Raw genomic sequence first — 18092 nt, 5'->3', positions numbered from 1 at the left:
ACTCAATGCCCTTCTTCTTTTCCAGCGCGCGCCCTCCTGGCTGATGGCGCCATGCCTCCTTCCGTTTTCTCACCTCTGAGACGAATCCGCGACCTGGCTGCTAATTGGCGCCGGAAACGACGAAGACGTCCTCGCCAGCATCCCCCGCAGTCACGTCCGAAAAATTCCTGTAGAGATAAATAAATTCTTAACAGGCATTGAAACGAACAAATCATTCGCTTATAAAAATCACTATCAAGAAAATTAGATTCGCCACAAGAAAATATATTCATAGGCGAACCACGCATTTATCCATGAATGATTTCCTGCCGCCGACCGTTCCGAGGATCCGACATGCAGCACGCCCAGAACCAGTACGTGATCAAGATCAGTTGCCCGGCCACATCGGGCATCGTCGCCGCGGTGGCGTCGTTTCTTGCCGAGCATCAGTGCTACATCAGCGAGATGTCGCAATTCGACGACGAGGTCAGCAGCACTTTCTTCATGCGTGCGGTATTTCGCTTCAACACCGGCGTGAGCGATGACCTGGCGAAGATCGAGGAAGGCTTTGCCGCAGTGGCGGGCGCCTTCGACATGACCTGGGGCCTGTACAGCACCCGCAAGCCGATGCGCGTGCTGCTGATGGTCAGCAAGTTCGATCATTGCCTGGCCGACCTGCTTTACCGCCACCAGAAGGGCGAACTGAACATGGAGATCACCGCCATCGTCTCCAACCACCTCGACCTGCGGCCGATGGCCGAGCGCGAGGGCATCCGTTTCATCTACCTGCCGGTGACCAAGGACACCAAGACCGGGCAGGAAGCCGAGCTGATGAAGATCATCGATGAAACCGGCACCGAGCTGGTGGTGCTGGCGCGCTACATGCAGATTCTTTCCAACAACCTGTGCAAGCAGCTGGCGGGCCGGGCGATCAATATCCATCACTCTTTCCTGCCCGGTTTCAAAGGTGCCAAGCCTTACCACCAGGCGTTCGAGCGTGGCGTGAAGCTGATCGGCGCCACCGCTCACTACGTCACTTCCGACCTCGACGAGGGGCCGATCATCGAGCAGGAGGTGCAGCGCGTGGACCACGCCCTGAAGCCTGACGACCTGGTCGCCATTGGCCGCGATACCGAAACCGTGGCGCTGTCGCGGGCGGTGAAGTACCACACCGAGCAGCGCGTATTCCTCAACGGCGACCGCACGGTGATCTTCCGATGAGCACGTTGATCGACGGCAAGGCCGCGGCCGCCCGGGTACTCGCCGAGGTGAAGGCAGAAGTCGCGCAGCTGCATGCCCAGGGCCTCGAACCGGCACTGGCCGTGGTGCTGGTGGGTGACGATCCGGCCAGCCACGTGTACGTGCGCAACAAGGTGCTGCGTGCCGGGGAAGTGGGCATCCGTTCGCTCGAATATCGCCTGTCGGCCGAGGCCAGTGCCGATGAGGTGCTGGAGGTGGTCGCCGCGCTGAATGCCGACCCTGCCGTGCACGGCATCCTGGTGCAGTTGCCGCTGCCCGAGCACATCGACGAGGTGCGTGTGCTCGAGGCCATCGACCCCGGCAAGGATATCGACGGTTTTCATAGCGAGAACGTCGGCGGCCTCAGCCAGGGCCGCAACGTGCTGACGCCCTGCACGCCAGCCGGCTGCATGCGCCTGCTGCGTGACACCCTGGGCGATCTTTCCGGCAAGCACGCCGTGGTGGTCGGCCGTTCGAACATCGTCGGCAAGCCGATGGCCGCGCTGCTGCTGGCGGCCAACTGCAGCGTCAGTGTGCTGCATTCACGCAGCGTCGAGCCGCAGACGCTGTGCCGCCAGGCCGACATCGTGATCGCTGCTGTCGGCCGCCCTCGAATGATCGATGCGGGCTGGATAAAACCCGGTGCGGTGGTGATCGACGTCGGCATCAACCGTATCGACGAAGACGGCAGAAGCCGCCTGGTCGGCGATGTGGACTTCGCCGCGGTGCAACCGGTGGCCGCGGCCATCACCCCGGTACCCGGCGGCGTCGGCCCGATGACCATCGCCCAGCTGATGCACAACACCGTACTCGCCGCCCGCCAGCAGAGCGGGCAGGCCATTCAGGAGGCTCGCTGATGCCTTTCTCGCTGCTCAAATACGGCCTGTCGTCGGAGTACCCGGTCGAGGTCGACCTGCCCGCCCCCAAGGAGCTGAAAGCCTCCTATGACGTGGTGATCATTGGCGCTGGCGGCCATGGCCTGGCCACCGCCTACTACCTGTCCAAATACCACGGCATCAACAACATAGCGGTGCTGGAAAAGGGCTACCTGGGCGGCGGCAACACTGCGCGTAACACCGCGGTGATCCGCTCCAACTACCTGACCAGCGAAGGTGTGAAGTTCTATATCGAATCGGTGCGGATGTTCGAGAACCTCTCCAACGAGTTCGACTTCAACATCATGTACTCACACCGTGGCCAGCTCACCCTGGCCCATACCGACGCCGCCGTGCGCGCCTTTCGCCAGCGCGCCGAAGTGAACAAGCACTTTGGCGGGCGTACCGAGATGATCGACCGCCAGCAGATCCGCGAACTGGTGCCGAGCCTCAACCTCGACCCCGGCCATATCCCGGTGCTGGCCGGCCTCTGGCACATCGACGGCGGCACCGCCCGCCACGATGCCGTGGCCTGGGGCTACGCCAAGCAGGCGGCCAAGCGCGGCGTGGAAATCCACCAGCTCACCGAAGTGCAGGATTTCGTCGTCGAGGGCGGCCGCATCCGCGCGGTGAAAACCAATCGCGGCACCATTCAGTGTGGTTGCGTAGTACAGGCCGTGGCCGGCACCAGCTCGCTGCTGATGAACAAACTGAAGATCAAGGCGCCGATCCACACCTACCCGCTGCAGGCGATGGTCACCCAACCGTTCAAGCCATTTCTCGATCCGCTGGTGAGTTCAAGCGCCCTGCATTGCTACGTGCAGCAGACCAGCCGCGGCGAGATCGTGTTTGGCGGCGGCTCCGACCCCTACCCGCTGTACAACACCCGCTCGACCCTGGACCTCAAGGAAAGCCTGCTGGCCTCGGCCGTCGAGATGTTCCCGTTCATGGCGGGCGCCAAGCTGATGCGTCAGTGGGCTGGCATCACCGACATGACGCCCGACTACAGCCCGATCATGGGCCTGTCGCCGATCGACGGTTACTACCTCGACGCTGGCTGGGGCACCTGGGGCTTCAAGGCCACGCCGATCTGCGGCAAGAGCATGGCCGAGCTGGTCGCCAGCGGCGGCAAGGTGCCGGAGCTGATCGCGCCGTTCGGCCTGGATCGCTTCAGTCGCTTCCAGCAGGTCAACGAAATGGGCGCCACGGCGGCCAGCCACTGACGGGGTACAGCCAATGAAGATCATGACTTGCCCGCTAAACGGGCCGCGCAACATCAGCGAATTCACCTACGGCGGTGAACTCAAGCACATGCCCGACCCGGCCACTTGCAGCGTCGCCGAATGGGCCGACTACGTATTCAACAGCGAGAACCTGCTCGGCGTGGTCACCGAATGGTGGATGCACACGCCGTCGAGCTATTGGTTCCTGGCCGAGCGCCACACCGGCAGCGACGAGATCCTGCGCACCTTCGACCCTCGTGAACTGTTCGACCAGCGCATCGATTTCACCGCCCCGGAGGCCGCCCAATGAACCGCCTGCCCGCCCCCATGGGGCTGTTGATCGACCGCAACAAGCCGCTGACCTTCAGCTTCGACGGCAGCGTCTGCCAGGGTTTCGCCGGCGATACCATCGCCAGTGCCCTGGCCGCCGACGGCCGCTGGCTGCTCTCGCGCTCGTTCAAATACCACCGCCCGCGCGGCCCGCTGACCATGGCCGGCCAGGACGCCAACACCCTGGTGCAACTGCCGCACGAGCCCAACGTGCTGGCCGACGAATACCCGCTGGCGGCGGGTATCAGCGTTACCCCACAGAACGTCAACGGCAGCCTGGAAAAGGACCGCGACGCGATTCTCGGCACGTTCTCCAAATTCATGCCCGTAGGTTTCTACTACCGCGCCTTCTACAAGCCCAAGGGCATGTGGAAACGCTGGGAACCGCTGATCCGCAAGAAAGCCGGCCTCGGCGTGCTCGACCTGAAGCTCACACCCACCTACCACGACAAGGCCTACCTGTTCTGCGACCTGGCGGTGATCGGTTCCGGCCCCGCCGGCCTGTCCGCGGCCCTGCATGCCGCCAATGGCGGCGCCAAGGTGCTGCTGATCGAACAGAACCCGGTGCTCGGCGGTTCGCTGACCTACGCCCGTTTCGGCCTCGACGCCAACGCTGCCATGGGCCTGCGTGAAGAGCTGGTCAGGGCGGTGCAAAGCCATGCCAATATCCGCGTACTCGATTCGGCGATCTGCAACGCCTGGTTCGCCGACAACTACCTGCCGGTGATCCGGGGCAATCGGCTGTACAAGGTACGCGCCAGGCAGTGCATCGTCGCCAGCGGCTCCTTCGACCAGCCAGTGATCTTCCGCAACAACGACCTGCCCGGCGTGATGCTGACCAGCGCCGCCCAGCGGCTGATGCGCCTGTACGCGGTCAGCCCGGGCAAGCGCGCGGTGGTACTGACCGGCAACGACGACGGCTACCTGGCCGCGCTCGACCTGCTCGAGGCCGGCGTGGAGGTCGCGGCGCTGGTCGACATGCGCGAGCGCAGCGACACTCCCGGCCTGGTCACCGCCGTGCAAGCCAAAGGCATTTCCTGCCACGCCGGCCATACCGTGTATGAAGCCATCGCTGACAAGAACGCGCGCCATATCAGCGCGGTCGACGTCCGGCGCATCAGCGCTCAAGGCAAGGTCGCCGAGGCCAGCACGCGGATCGACTGCGACCTGCTGTGCATGTCCGCCGGGTACATGCCGGTGTATCAGCTGCTTTGCCAGGCCGGCGGCAGCCTGCGCTACGCCGACGAACACGCTGCATTCTCGATCCACAACCTGCCGAAAATTCTCCGCGTCGCCGGTTCGGTGAACGGCCGGCACGATCTGCAACGTGTCCTGGCCGACGGCCAGCGAGCTGCCAGCGAAGCCCTCGCCGATCTTGGCCTGGATGCCGCTCCGGTAGCTGGCGCGGACAAGGACGACAGCCGGGTCAACTTTCCCTGGCCGATCTTCGCCCATCCGCAAGGCAAGGAATTCGTCGACTTCGACGAAGACCTGCAGATCAAGGACATCGTCAACGCCACCCGTCACGGCTATCGCGACGTGCAACTGGTCAAGCGTTTCTCCACCGTCGGCATGGGCCCATCCCAAGGCCGCCACTCGGCGCTGCCCACGGCGCGCCTGGTGGCCGATGCCACCGGCCGTAGCGTCAGCGAAACGGGAGTGACCACGGCCCGTCCGCCGTTCTCGGCGGAAAAACTGGCGCACATCGCCGGGCGCGGCTTCGACCCCTATCGGCAGACCGCCATGCACCAGCGCCACGTCGAGCTCGGCGCCAAGCTGATGCCCGCAGGCGTGTGGCAACGCCCGGCCTTCTATGGCAAGGCCGCAGACCGTGAGGCCTGCATGCAGGCAGAAGCCCGCCATGTTCGCGAAAAGGTCGGCCTGATCGACGTCTCCACCCTGGGCGGCCTCGATGTGCGTGGCACGGATGCCGCCGAGCTGTTGGAGCGCCTGTACACCTTCGGCTTCAAGAAACTCGCCATCGGCCGTACCCGCTACGCGCTGATGACCGCCGAGGATGGCGTGGTGATCGACGACGGCGTGGCCTGCCGCCTGGGCGAGCAGCACTTCTACGTATCGGCGACCACCAGCGGCGTGGATCGCGTCTACCGCAGCATGCTCAAGTGGAACGCGCAATGGCGCCTGAACGTCGACATCGCCAACGTCAGCGCCGCCTTTGCCGCGGTCAACCTGGCCGGCCCGCTGTCGCGCCAGGTGCTGGAAAAGGTCTGCAGCGACGTCGACCTGTCGCCCGAGGGGTTTCCTTACCTCGGCGTACGCGAAGGCAGGGTCGCCGGGGTGCCGGCGCGGTTGCTGCGCGTTGGTTTCGTCGGTGAACTGGGTTACGAGATCCACGTACCGGCGCGTTTTGGTGAACACCTCTGGGATGCGCTGATGGAAGCCGGTGCCGCTTTCGAGATCCGCCCGTTCGGCGTGGAAACCCAGCGCCTGCTGCGCCTGGAAAAGGGCCACGTGATCATCAGCCAGGACACCGATGGCATGACCCATCCCGCCGAGATCGACATGGGCTGGGCCATCGGCCGCAAGAAGCCCTTCTTCGTCGGCAAGCGCACCATCGAGATCCTCGAGGCGCAGCCGCTCAAGCGCAAGCTGGTGGGTTTCACCCTGCCCGCGGGCAGCCGTAAACCCCTGGAAGGCCACATGGTGCTCAAGGGCCCGGACATCAGCGGCAACGTCACCTCGTGCGAGTACTCCCAGACCGTCGGCGCGATCATCGGCATGGCCTACGCCGCTGTCGCCCAGGCCACGCCCGGCATGCAGATCCCGATTCGCGTGGAAGGCGGTGAGGTGGTCCAGGCCACCGTAGTGCAATTGCCGTTCTTCGACCCTGAAACCAAACGCCAGGAGCTGTGATCATGAGCCTGACCCTTCGCGACCATGCTGAACGCAGCCCCATTCATGACCTGCAAGGCCATGCACCGCTTACCCTGCTGGGCGACCGGCTGTTCGTCGCCGGCTCCGCAGACGAAGACGAACAAGTGCACCGCTGCGCACTGATCGACCTGAGCAATCTGCCACGGGTCGGTTTTCGCGGCACCGACAGCGCGGCCTACCTGCAGAACAAAGGCTATCAACTGCCGGACAAGCCCAACCAGGCCTGCCTGCAGGGCAGCGGCGAGCAGGTGCTGCGGTTATCGCAGACCGAGTACTTTCTGCTCGGCAGCCTGATCGATGGCGGCGCCCGCATCGCCGCCGACGAGGCGGGCTGGCACTACGACGAGCGCCAGGCCAATTACCTGCTGCCCCGCCAGGACAGCCACGCCTGGCTGGCCCTGACCGGCGCGCACCTACCGGAGCTGTTCGCCAAACTCTGCGGCGTCGATCTGCGCGCCGAAGCCTTCCCGGCCGGCGCCGTGGTACAGACCTCGGTGGCACGCCTGAATGCCATCGTGGTCAATGCCGGCACGGCGGCGCTGCCGGTCTTTCATCTGCTGTGTGATCGCGCGTCCGCGCATTACCTGTGGGGCGCCCTGCTGGACGCCATGGATGAGTTCGGCGGCAAACCGGCGGGAATCGACGCGCTGCGTTAATTCCGATGATCGCTCCCACGCTCCCGCGTGGAAACGCCTGCCTGGGACGCTCCGCGTCCGCTGTTGATCCGGTGACGCACCCGATACTCCCACGCCAAAAAGCGGGAGCCGTCAATCAAAGAGAGTCGCCCATGGCCGCCGACAACGATGAGCTGACCGATTACCGCGTACCCGCGCTGCAACGCGGGCTCGGCATCCTGCAGATGTTCAACGCCAGCCAGCGCAGCCTGAGCAGCAACCTGATCGCCGAGCGCCTGGGCGTCAGCGTCTCGGCCATTTACCGGATTCTGGTGACCCTCACCGACATGGGTTACCTGAACAAACTGGGCACCAACAAGTACGAACTGGGCCCCCAGGTGCTCTGCGACGGCTTCGCCTACTTGGCCAGCCGGGACCTGGTGGACATCGCCATGCCCCACCTCAATACCCTGCGCGACCGCACCTCGATGTCCTGTCATCTGGGCATCCGCGAACACACCGAGGTGCTCTACCTGTACCGGGCATTCGCGGCGCAGCGCCTTTCGGTGAATGTGCCAATCGGCACGCGTTTGCCATGCCACATCACCGCACTCGGTCGCGTGCTGCTCAGCGAAATGGAGGAAGGCGCATTGGCCGTGCTCTATGCCCATGTGCGCCTGGATGGCTACCCGGCGCCGGCCCCCAAGACGCTGCCAGAGCTGCTGCGCATGAGCGGTGAAGATCGCGCGCGCGGGTTCGTGCTGCACCGCTCGGACTACTCCACCGCCATCGCCGCCCCGGTGCGTGATCACAGTGGGCGGATCGTCGCAGCCATCAACCTGTCCGGCCCTGATGCGGTGATGAATGACGACGCCAACCGGCGGGCATTGCACGAAAGCCTGTTGGCCGGCGCTGCGCAGATATCCCGCAGTGCCGGCTACCGCGCCGCCTGACAGCACCGTTTCACGTGGAACGCCGATTTCTATCGGTGACGTCCCATCGATAGCGTGGTCTATGCTGGCACGGCAGTCATCAAGCGAACGACCATGGAATTCGGCATCCAGCATTTCTTCGGCTATCTGATCGCAGCGATCCACGTGCTCGGTGCGCTGGCTGCCGTGCATGCAATTCTCACCGTGCGTACTGCCCAGGGCGCCATCGCCTGGGCGCTGTCGCTGTTTTTCATGCCCTACCTGACGCTGCTGCCCTATGTGATCTTCGGGCGCAGTCGCTTCTATGCGTACATCGATGCGCGCCGGGTCGTCGACAAGCAGATGCACAAGGCCATGGCCTCCCTGGACTGGCGGCCCTGGGTGCAGGAAGCCATCGCCGCCGGCGAGTCGGAAGCCTACGGCCAGCTGCGCGCGCTGCCACGCCTGGGGCGCATGCCCTGCCTGGCCGGCAACCAGGTCAGCCTGCTGGTCAATGGCAAGGCCACCTTCGAGGCGATCTTCCAGGCGCTGGCCGAAGCGCGCCAGGTGATCCTCATCCAGTTCTTCATCGTCCATGACGACAAGCTCGGCCGCCGCCTGCAGGAAGTTCTGCTCGAGCGCGCGGTGGCCGGCGTGCAGGTGTACTTCCTGTATGACGCCGTTGGTAGCCATGCCTTGCCACGCCGCTATACAAAGCGCCTGCGCGAAGGCGGCGTGCACGTGCACGCCTTCCCCACTGGCGGCGGCGTACTCAATCGCTTCCAGCTGAATTTCCGCAACCACCGCAAGATCGTGGTGGTCGATGGCGAGCGCGGCTATCTCGGCGGCCACAACGTTGGCGACGAATACCTGGGCGAAAAGCCGCGCCTGTCGCCGTGGCGCGATACCCACGTCGAGGTACACGGCCCGGCGGTAGCGTGTTTGCAGGAATCCTTCGCCGAGGACTGGTTCTGGGCGACCCGCAAGCTGCCACCGCTGCTGCTGCCCGAGCGCTACCCGGACGAAGGCATGCTCTGCCAAGTGGTCACCAGTGGCCCGGCCGACGCCCAGGAAACCTGCTCGCTACTGTTCGTGGAAATGCTCAACGCCGCTCGCGAGCGCATCTGGCTGACCAGTCCCTACTTCATCCCCGACGAAGCGCTGTTCGCTGCCCTGCGCCTGGCCGTGCTGCGCGGCGTGGACGTGCGTATCCTGCTACCTTCGCGCCCTGACCACCGCATCGTCTACGCGGCCTCCAACCTGTTCGCCCTGGAAGCCCTGCGCGCCGGCGTACGGATCTTCCGCTACTTGCCGGGCTTCCTGCACCAGAAGGTCGCGTTGATCGATGGCGACATCGGCGTGGTCGGCAGCGCCAACCTGGACAACCGCTCGTTCCGCCTCAACTTCGAAATCACCCTGGTCACCGTCGACACCGAATTCGCCCGCCAGGTCGAAGCGATGCTGCTGGAAGACTTCAGCCAGTCCCGTGAATTGATCGGTGCCGACCGCCGCGAAGTGCATCGTCTTCAGCAACTGGGCATGCGCGTGGCGCGGCTGATCTCGCCGATACTCTGACAGGCATTTGTATGAGGGTAGAAGCGCAGCCTTGCTGGTCCGCGGTTCATCCAGCAGCGGCGCTAAGCCGCTGCTGAAGGCATTGGGCTACTGCCGCGGACGCAACGCGCCACAATCAGCCGACACCCAGCGCGCCTCGGATTCCATGCTGCCCTGCTGACGGCCTGCGCCGCTGTCGAACTCGCCGTTGACCTTGGTGGTGAACGACTTGTCGTCGAGGAAATGCGCCTCGCCCTGGCCGCGGCCTTGCGGGCAGGTGAAGTTGAAGACCCAGCGGTCGTTGTCGCGTGAGGTGATCTGCTGGCTGCAGTTGGGGTCCTGCAGGGGGATGTTCTGTGCATCGACCTGGGCCTGGCTGATGCAGTACTGCACGCCCTTCTCGCCGAGCTGGATGCCCTGCTGGGCCATGGCCCGCTCCATCATCTCGCGCTGCGCCTGGGGCAGGCTCTTGAACTGTTGCAGCATCACGTCGCTGCTCGGCAGCGTCTTGCCGCCGAGCTGCATGTTGTTGGAGGTGATTTCCCAGAGACCGGGCTGGATCTGCTGCTGGGCAGAAGCCATGAAGGGCAGCGCCAGCAGGCAGAGAGGCAGTAACTTCAAACTAGGCTTTGGCATGTAGGACTCCGTTCAGTGACCGCGACGCGGCTCGCTCCATATCCGACAGCGCAGCCGCCAGGATGTCTCGACGCAATCCCGCTTCAATCCCCATGTTCCTGGCGATAGAGCTCGAGACCCCGCGCCTGATAATTGGCCAGCGCGCTGGGATGGTCGAACGTGCAGGTATGCACCCACACCCGCCGGGTGCCGGCCCAGGCCCAGGCCGATTGCAGCGCGTGAGTAAGCAGCGGGCCACCGAAACCCTGGCCAAAGAAGGCCTGCGCCAGGCCGAAATAGAGAATCTCCACCGCGCCTTCGGCATCACGCTGCAGCTCGTAATAGCCTGCGATGGCGCCACCGTGGTAGGCCACCCAGGTGCGGTGGTCGTCGCTTTCGATCGCCTCGCGCCACTGCGCGTCCGACCAGGCCAGCTTGTCCGTCCATTGCCATGGCTCGCCCACCAACTGATAGAGAAAGCGGTTGAGCTGGAACTGCTTGATGCGGCACTCGACCACCTGCAGATCGTCGGGCATGGACTTGCCACGCACCTGCTCGGGGCTATGCATTTCCAGGTAATAGGTGATGTTGCCGTCCTGCTCGCTCATACCGTGATCCGTCGCACCAGTGGCCACCTGATCCGTGGCAAAGAGCGCAGGCTAATGATCCGCGATGGGTTCGGCAACCCGCTTCCTGCAATCCCGTACGCCGACCTCCTATCTGCTGCAAACGCCTCGACCTGTACAGCAACTGCTCCGACGAGGTAATGCGTTTCTACGGCTGGTAAGGATGGTGCTCGACCCAGTGGCGGGCGATGTCGACTCGACGCGCCACCCAGACTCGATCATGGGCTTCGATGTGATCGAGGAAACGTTGCAGTGCCCGGAAGCGCCCCGGGCGGCCGATCAGCCGTGCGTGCAGGCCGACCGACATCATTTTCGGCGCTGTTTCACCCTCGGCGTAGAGCACGTCGAAGGTATCTCTCAGGTAGGCGAAGAACTGATCACCACTGTTGAAGCCGCCCGGGCTCGAGAAACGCATGTCGTTGGCGTCGAGCGTGTAAGGCACGATCAGGTGAGGCTGACGGATGCCGTCTCGCGTCTCCACGGTGCTCCATAGCGGCAGGTCGTCGCCGTAGTAATCGCTGTCGTAGAGAAAGCCGCCATGCTCGACCACCAGACGCCGCGTGTTGGGACTGTCTCGGCCGGTATACCAACCCAGCGGTGCGGCGCCGGCAAGGTGGGTGATCCGTTCGACCGCACGCGCCAGGTGTTCGCGCTCCAGATCGGCCGGAACGTTCTGGTAATGCAACCAACGCCAGCCGTGACTGGCGATCTCGTGGTGGCCTGCAACCAGCGCCTGGGTGATTTCCGGGCAGCGCTCCAGGGCCATGGCAACGGCAAAGGCGGTAAGCGGCAGCTGGCGGCGCTGGAACTCATCGAGGATGCGCCACACACCTGCCCGGGAGCCGTATTCGTACATCGACTCCATGCTCATGTGGCGATCGGCAAAGCTCTGCGCACCGACGATTTCGGAGAGAAACGTTTCGCTCTGCGAATCCCCGTGCAACACGCAGCTTTCGCTGCCCTCCTCGATATTGAGCACGAACTGGACAGCGATTCGCGCATTTCCCGGCCATTTTGCCTGAGGCGGATTACCGGCATACCCGCGCAGATCACGGGGATAAGATGAGGTCGGTTGAACCATGGACGATGTTCTTCCTTAGGCTGTTCAGAGGTGATAGATCCGAGGGCAGCCGCGTAGCGTTTGGGTAGGCGGCGCAGCGACTATGAGCGCATGACTCGCTGACGCGCCGAACGGCGACAACGTGCCAGCGGTACAGGCGCTACAGCGCCTTCTCGCGCGGCCAGGCATAGCTCAGGCTCTTGCTGCTACCTAGCCCGAGCTGCACCAGCGTCTCTACCCATTTCAACGCCACCTGTACGCCATCGACCACCGGAACGCCGAGATCGCCCTGCAGGCGCTGCGCCCACTGGCTCATGCCGGCGCACCCCATCACCAGGCATTCGCTGCGGTCATCGCGCAGGATCTGCCGACCCAGGTCACGCAGACGCAGGTAATGGGCTGGGTCGCGCTCCAGCTCCAATACCGGGATATCCGCCGCGTGGATATTCGCGCAGCGCCGCTGTAGGCCGTAGCTGTGCATGTTGCGCTCGATGATATGAATCGAGCGCGGCAGGCTGGTCAGGATCGAGTAGCGCACGCTGAGCATGCTCGCCGCGTGCATGGCCGCCTCGCCGATACCCAGTACCGGGCCATTGGCCAACTCACGGGCAGCATCCAGACCGGTGTCGTCGAAACAGGCGATCACGACGCCTTGCACGCCCTCTTCCTGAGCCTGGCGCATCGCGCCCAACAGGTGATAGGCCGCGCACACACCGTCCGCGGCGCCCTCGATGCTGGCCACCGATCCCGGCACATGGATCACGCTCAGCTGTGTATCGGCCGCCTTGATGCCCTGGCAGGTTGTGTCCAGCAGCCGGGCCATGCCCGCCGAGCCATTGGGGTTGATCACGCGAATCTTCATACGGGTTTTCTCATACGCTGGCTAAAACTCATCAACAGCAGCACCAGAGCGATCAGCGCCAGTGAAAACAGCGTGGTCAGGGTGCCCAGCGCGTAGAGCACCGGTGTGGTGACGTTGGTGGTCATGCCGAAGATTTCCAGGGGCAAGGTGTTGAAACTGCCGGAAACCATCAGGGTGCGGGCGAACTCGTCGTAGGACAGGGTGAAGCCGAACAGCGCCACACCGAACAGGCTCGGTGCAATCAGCGGCAGAACGATCAGGCGTACCGTTTGCCAGGCGCTCGCGCCCAGATCGCGGGCGGCCATTTCATAGACGCGGTTGAAGCGGTTGAACACCGCGAACATGATCAGCAGGCCGAACGGCAAGGTCCAGGTCAGGTGCGCGCCAAAGGCCGAGCTGTACCAGATCGGTTCCCAGCCGAGGCGATCGAACATCAGGCCAATGCCCAGGCTGACCAGGATCGACGGAATGATCAGGCTCGCCAACGTCAGGTAGAACAGCGCCTGGCTGCCGGCGAACGGGCGTCGATAGGCGAACCCGGCAAGCACCGCAAACACCAGGGTACAGGCCATTACCGCAATACCGAGCAGGATCGAGCGGCTGAAGGCACCGGCGAAATCGCCCACCTGCTGGGCCTGGAACAGGTTGTGAAACCAGTGTAGGGAAAGGCCGTTCATGGGAAAGGTCAGCCCGCCATCCGGCCCCTGGAGCGAGAGAATGCCGATGGTCAGCGTCGGTCCGTAGAGAAACAGTACGAACAGGCCGAAGAACAGGCTCAGGCAATAGAAGCTCAACGGCCGTGGCGAAGTTTTCATGGTCATAGCTCCTTGCGAATATCCACCAGACGGAACATCACCACCAGCATCAACAGCACCGTGGCCAGCAGCACCACGGCGCTGGCTGCCGCCGCCGGATATTGCAGCAGGCTGATTTCGTTGTGGATCAGCACGCCGACCGAGGCATGCAGGCCGCCGCCCATGATGCGCACGGTGACGAAGTCGCCCATCACCAGGGTCAGCACGAAAATACTGCCGATGAGGATGCCCGACTTGCACAGCGGCACGATCACCAGCGCGAGGATCTGCCACGTCTGCGCCCCGCCATCCCGCGCCGCCTCGATCAGCCTTCGATCGATGCGCATCATGGTGTTGAAGATCGGCACCACCATGAACAGGGTGTACAGATGCACGTAGGCCAGGACGATGGCGAAGTCGCTGTACAGCAGGAACTCCAGGGGCTGGCCGATCAGCCCGGCGCCGATCAGGCTGCTGTTGACCAGACCATTGCGCCCGAGCAGCGGTATCCAGGAAATCATGCGGATGATGTTGGAGGTGAAGAACGGGATGGTGCACAGCAGAAACAGCAAGGTTTGCACCTTGCTGCTACGAATGTGGAAGGCCAGGTAGTAGGCCACGCTAAAGCCCAGTACCAGGGTGATCAGCCAGGTCAGCAGCGCGTACTTGAAGGTGTTCAGGTAAGCCTGCAAGGTGGTCGGCGAGGACAGCAGGTACTGGTAGTTGGCAACGATGAAATCCGGGATCAACTGATAGGAGTCGTAATCCCAGAAGCTCACCACCACGATCACCATGATGGGAAAGACCAGGAACAGCAGCAGGGTCAGCGCCAGCGGCAGAGCTTGCAGGTGGCTGATGTTGGCGAGTCCGGTGCGCATATCGAATCCAGGCTGCGGGAAAGTAAGTGGCGCGTAGGGTGGATCGGGGCGCGTAGCCGACGCCTCACCCATCCACCGCATGGCAGCCCGATGGCGGGTGAAAACGCCCCATCCTCCATCGGGGCTCGGTGAAAGGGTCAGGAGACGATGAACTCGTTCCACTTGCGGATCATGTAGCGGTTCTCGTCCATCACCGAGTTCCAGCAGGCCACACTGCCCATGCGCTGCTCGTAGGAGCCGCCGTCACGTACTGCACCGGCCTTTTCCATGACCTTGCCGTCCGGGCTGAGAATGTCGCTCTGGGCGGCCTTGCCCTCCATCCAGAAGCCCCACTCATCGGCGCTCATGTATTGCCTGGAGGTCTCCGGTGCGGCGCTGTAGTAGCCCTGGCGGTTCAGATAAGCACCGACCCACCCCGACAGGTACCAGTCGATGTACTCATAGGCCGCATCCAACTCCAAGCCACTGAGGTGCTTGGCCAGGCCGATACCGCCACCCCAGGCGCGGTAGCCCTCCTGCAACGACTGATAGGTGCAGGCCACACCACGGCTGCGCACCGCGGCCACGGCCGGTGACCACATGGACTGGATCACCACCTCACCGGAGGCCATCAGGTTCACCGACTCGTCGAAGCTCTTCCAGAAGGCACGGAACTGGCCGTCCTTCTTGGCCTGCATGAGGATGGCGATGGTCTTGTCGATCTCCGCCTGGGTCATGTTGCCCTTGTCGCCGTAAGTGATTTCGCCCATGGACTCGCAGATCATCGCCGCGTCCATGATGCCGATGGATGGGATATTGAGGATCGAGGTCTTGCCCTTGAAGGCCGGGTCCATGATGTCGCGCCAGTTCTTGATCGGGCGACCGACCAGGTCCGGGCGGATGCCCAGGGTGTCGGCGTTGTAGATGGTCGGCACCAGGGTCATCCAACGGGTCGGCTCGCTGGCGAATTTCAACGAATCGGCGCTTTCGACGAAGCCCACGGTGTGCGGCGCCGTGCCCTGGGCGATCACCGAGTCGGCGTTCAGCTTGCCGTCGATGAACAGCCGCGAAATCTTGTCGAAGTTCTTCAGCCGCCGGGTATCCATGGCCTGCATGGTGCCGGACGGGTACACCTTCTTGCCGATCCAGTATTCGATGTCGGCAATGTCGAAAGAGCGTGGCTGAGTCACCGCGCGCTGCGCCACCGCATCGGAATCCAGCGCGGTGAGTTGCAGGTTGATGCCCAGGTCTTCCTTGGCCTTCATGGCGATGTCGTTGAGGTTGGACACCCCGGTGCCGAACTGGCGCAAGGTGATGTTCTTGATGTTCTGCGCCCAGATCATCGGAAAACCGGTGATTGCACCAGACCCCACGGCCACTGCCGAGGCAACCCCCAGCCCCTTGATCAGGCTGCGCCTGGACAGCCCCTTGGCGGATTCCACCTGCGCGGTTTCGGCGGGGAGTTGCGCGGTGCTGTCGTCGTGCTCGCTCATCAGTGAACCTCCGTGATCGGGTTGGCGTGGTGCGGGGAGAACAGGTTGAGGTGCGCGGCGTCCCAGACCAGGGTGACCTCGGCACCCACTTCGGGTACTAGGCGCTGGCGGTCGGCCAGGTAAACCATCAGCGGCGTAGCGCTGGCGGCAAGGCATTCGACATAGATGAAAGCGCCCTGGAACTCGACATCGCAGACCCGCGCCGGCAAGCCAAACTGCCCGGCCGGCGGCGCGCTGCCAGGCGGCAGGATGTCCAGGTGGTCACAGCGCACCGAGAATGCCAGCGGTGTACCCTCGGTGGCCTCCGCGTAATCGTCGCCGAGCTGCGCCAGGCTGAGGCTGCCCTGCCCTACACCTTCGACGCTGAGTACCACGCGATCCGCCTCGCGCGCGGTCACCTCGCCACGCATCAGGCTATGGCCGCCGATGAATTGGGCGACGAAGGGGGTGGCCGGTCGCTCGAACAATTGCCGTGGCGGCGCGATCTGCTGGATCCTGCCGCCGTCCATCACCACCGCCAGGTCGGCCAGGGCGAAGGCCTCTTCCTGGGAATGGGTGACATGGATGAACGTGAGCCCCAGCTGCTTCTGGATCGCCTTGAGTTCCTTGCGCATGCGAATCCGCAAGAACGGATCGAGAGCGGACAACGGCTCGTCGAGCAGCACCACGTCCGGCTGGGTGATCAGGGCACGGGCCAGCGCCACGCGCTGCTGCTGACCGCCGGAAAGCTGCTCGGGGTAACTGTCGGTGTAGTCCTGCATGTTCACCAGCGCCAGCAGCTCACGAGCCTTGGCATGGCGCTCGGCCTTGGCCATGCCGGCGATGCGCAGGCCAAAGGCGACGTTGTCCAGACAGCTCATGTGGGGGAACAGCGCGTAGTTCTGGAACATCATCGCCGTCCCCCGCTGGGTTGGCGAAAAATCGGTGACGTTGCGGTTATCCATGAGGATGTCGCCCTCGCTCACCGCTTCGTGCCCCGCCAGCATGCGCAAGGTGGTGCTCTTGCCGCAGCCGCTGGGGCCGAGCAGACAGCAGTAGCTGCCGCTGGGAATTTTCAGATGGATATCGCTGACCGCTACCCGCGTGCCGTAGGTCTTGTGCACCGCTACCAGCTCGACCTGACCTTTCCCTGACATGCTTGCCGCCTAAACTGCTAACAATTATCGAATAAGTGTTAGCAACCTGTGTGCCAGCATTCGCTTAGCCCCGTCCAACTGAGCAATGACGCGCTACAGCCAGCCAGGGCCAAGCGCCACGCCTATCCCTTTAGGCATCTGTTCGGCGGACAAAGCCGTTGAAATTTGCCCAAAAACAGGGCCTTGCCGCACAGATATGGGGCGAGGCCGTCGAGGTATCGCCTGATCTGCGTGGCCCTTCCACTTTGTTGAAAAATTGTTAACAATTAATAATCGAAGTGCCAGCCTATCCGGCTTGCCCATACCTGAGCGTCGTTCATGGCCAGCCACGTCATTCGTGAAGTACAACGCATCTATAACGCGATCTACGATGCCATCGTCGAACAGCGCCTGGCCCCCGGCACACGCCTCACCGAGCTCAATCTGGTCGACGTGTTCAAGGCCAATCGCAATCACATCCGCAGTGCATTGCGCGACCTGGCCCACCTCAAGCTGGTGCGCCTGGAAATGAACCGTGGCGCCTTTGTCGAAGAACCCACGCCGCAACAGGCCCGCGAAGTGTTCGCTGCGCGCCGGGTGATCGAGAAGGCATTGATCGAGGAAGCCTGCAAACGTATACAAGCCCTCGACCGCGATGCGATCAAGGCGCACTTGAAGGCCGAATTGGCACTTGGGCATCAACCGGCCAAACCCGAATTCATCCGCCTGTCAGGCGACTTCCATCGCTTGCTGGCGCGTATCGCCGGTAACAGTACGCTGGGTGAAATGCTCGAAGGCCTGATAGCCCGAAGCTCGCTGATCATCGCGCTGTATGAAAATCACCGCGGCATCCAGTGCTCGCACAACGAGCACGAGGCCTTGGCCAAGGCCCTGCTAGACGGCGATGTTCAGCAGGCAACGCGGTGCATGGAAGAGCACTTGCTGAACATCGAACAGCGCCTGCGCCTGACCCCGCCACAAAGCGAAGAGGTTGATCTGTTCAAGGTGTTTGCCAAACCGTAATCCGCAGGCCGGCATCGGGCCGGCGGC

The 18092-nt window shown here is 63.4% G+C and carries 17 protein-coding genes; 9 read left to right on the top strand and 8 right to left on the bottom strand.

Going from position 1 to position 18092, the window contains the following annotated elements; genetic code table 11:
- The first annotated feature begins 333 nt into the window (after positions 1–333).
- The 8 genes from purU to cls all read left to right on the top strand — a co-directional run bounded on the left by purU (position 334) and on the right by cls (position 9641).
- On the top strand, positions 334–1200 hold the full coding sequence (gene purU, locus BVH03_RS00665; protein WP_075959392.1) for a formyltetrahydrofolate deformylase: 867 nt from the start codon (positions 334–336) through the stop codon (positions 1198–1200).
- Positions 1197–2075, top strand: a complete 879-nt coding sequence (gene folD, locus BVH03_RS00660; RefSeq protein WP_075959391.1) for a bifunctional methylenetetrahydrofolate dehydrogenase/methenyltetrahydrofolate cyclohydrolase FolD — start codon at positions 1197–1199, stop codon at positions 2073–2075. Before purU ends, folD begins: the two co-directional genes overlap by 4 nt.
- Positions 2075–3316 (top strand): FAD-dependent oxidoreductase, encoded by a 1242-nt coding sequence (locus BVH03_RS00655; RefSeq protein WP_075959390.1) that lies wholly within the window; start codon positions 2075–2077, stop codon positions 3314–3316. Before folD ends, BVH03_RS00655 begins: the two co-directional genes overlap by 1 nt.
- 13 nt (positions 3317–3329) lie before the next feature.
- On the top strand, positions 3330–3626 hold the full coding sequence (locus BVH03_RS00650; RefSeq protein ID WP_075959389.1) for a sarcosine oxidase subunit delta: 297 nt from the start codon (positions 3330–3332) through the stop codon (positions 3624–3626).
- Positions 3623–6520 (top strand): 2Fe-2S iron-sulfur cluster-binding protein, encoded by a 2898-nt coding sequence (locus BVH03_RS00645; protein ID WP_075959388.1) that lies wholly within the window; start codon positions 3623–3625, stop codon positions 6518–6520. Before BVH03_RS00650 ends, BVH03_RS00645 begins: the two co-directional genes overlap by 4 nt.
- On the top strand, positions 6520–7197 hold the full coding sequence (locus BVH03_RS00640; protein WP_371915327.1) for a sarcosine oxidase subunit gamma family protein: 678 nt from the start codon (positions 6520–6522) through the stop codon (positions 7195–7197). Before BVH03_RS00645 ends, BVH03_RS00640 begins: the two co-directional genes overlap by 1 nt.
- Positions 7198–7328: 131 nt before the next feature.
- Positions 7329–8108, top strand: coding sequence for an IclR family transcriptional regulator (locus BVH03_RS00635; protein WP_075959387.1), 780 nt, complete (start codon positions 7329–7331; stop codon positions 8106–8108).
- Positions 8109–8201: 93 nt separating this feature from the next.
- Entirely contained in the window at positions 8202–9641 is a 1440-nt protein-coding gene (gene cls / locus BVH03_RS00630; protein ID WP_075959386.1) for a cardiolipin synthase, read from the top strand.
- An 87-nt stretch (positions 9642–9728) separates the two neighbouring features.
- On the opposite strand, the gene BVH03_RS00625 is transcribed toward cls, so the two are convergent.
- From BVH03_RS00625 to BVH03_RS00590, 8 genes are all read right to left on the bottom strand, one after another.
- On the bottom strand, positions 9729–10256 hold the full coding sequence (locus BVH03_RS00625; protein ID WP_083639964.1) for a DUF3617 domain-containing protein: 528 nt from the start codon (positions 10254–10256) through the stop codon (positions 9729–9731).
- A gap of 83 nt (positions 10257–10339) precedes the next feature.
- Positions 10340–10843 carry a GNAT family N-acetyltransferase gene (locus BVH03_RS00620; protein WP_075959384.1) on the bottom strand — a complete coding sequence of 168 codons (504 nt, stop codon included), beginning with the start codon at positions 10841–10843 and terminating at the stop codon, positions 10340–10342.
- Between the two features lie 166 nt (positions 10844–11009).
- Complete coding sequence (gene puuE / locus BVH03_RS00615; RefSeq protein ID WP_075959383.1) at positions 11010–11942, bottom strand: allantoinase PuuE; 933 nt, start codon at positions 11940–11942, stop codon at positions 11010–11012.
- Positions 11943–12081: 139 nt separating this feature from the next.
- Entirely contained in the window at positions 12082–12783 is a 702-nt protein-coding gene (locus BVH03_RS00610; RefSeq protein WP_075959382.1) for an aspartate/glutamate racemase family protein, read from the bottom strand.
- The gene (locus BVH03_RS00605; protein WP_075959381.1) at positions 12780–13598 is read right to left on the bottom strand and encodes an ABC transporter permease; all 819 of its coding nucleotides are present in this window, start codon (positions 13596–13598) and stop codon (positions 12780–12782) included. The genes BVH03_RS00610 and BVH03_RS00605 overlap by 4 nt, the downstream gene beginning before the upstream one ends.
- Positions 13599–13600: 2 nt before the next feature.
- Positions 13601–14392: an ABC transporter permease gene (locus BVH03_RS00600; RefSeq protein ID WP_371915326.1), complete on the bottom strand. Its 792-nt coding sequence runs from the start codon at positions 14390–14392 to the stop codon at positions 13601–13603.
- Positions 14393–14592: 200 nt separating this feature from the next.
- Complete coding sequence (locus tag BVH03_RS00595; protein ID WP_075959379.1) at positions 14593–15927, bottom strand: PotD/PotF family extracellular solute-binding protein; 1335 nt, start codon at positions 15925–15927, stop codon at positions 14593–14595.
- Positions 15927–17063, bottom strand: coding sequence for an ABC transporter ATP-binding protein (locus BVH03_RS00590; RefSeq protein ID WP_075959378.1), 1137 nt, complete (start codon positions 17061–17063; stop codon positions 15927–15929). The genes BVH03_RS00595 and BVH03_RS00590 overlap by 1 nt, the downstream gene beginning before the upstream one ends.
- A 318-nt stretch (positions 17064–17381) precedes the next feature.
- Here BVH03_RS00590 and BVH03_RS00585 point away from each other — a divergent pair, with 318 nt between their 5' ends.
- On the top strand, positions 17382–18065 hold the full coding sequence (locus tag BVH03_RS00585) for a GntR family transcriptional regulator (RefSeq protein ID WP_075959377.1): 684 nt from the start codon (positions 17382–17384) through the stop codon (positions 18063–18065).
- Positions 18066–18092 lie beyond the last annotated feature (27 nt).

Source organism: Pseudomonas sp. PA15(2017) (assembly GCF_001945395.1).
GTDB lineage: Bacteria > Pseudomonadota > Gammaproteobacteria > Pseudomonadales > Pseudomonadaceae > Aquipseudomonas.
The sequence above is the reverse complement of the archived record's forward strand: the minus strand, read 5'-3'. Positions and strand labels throughout refer to the sequence as shown.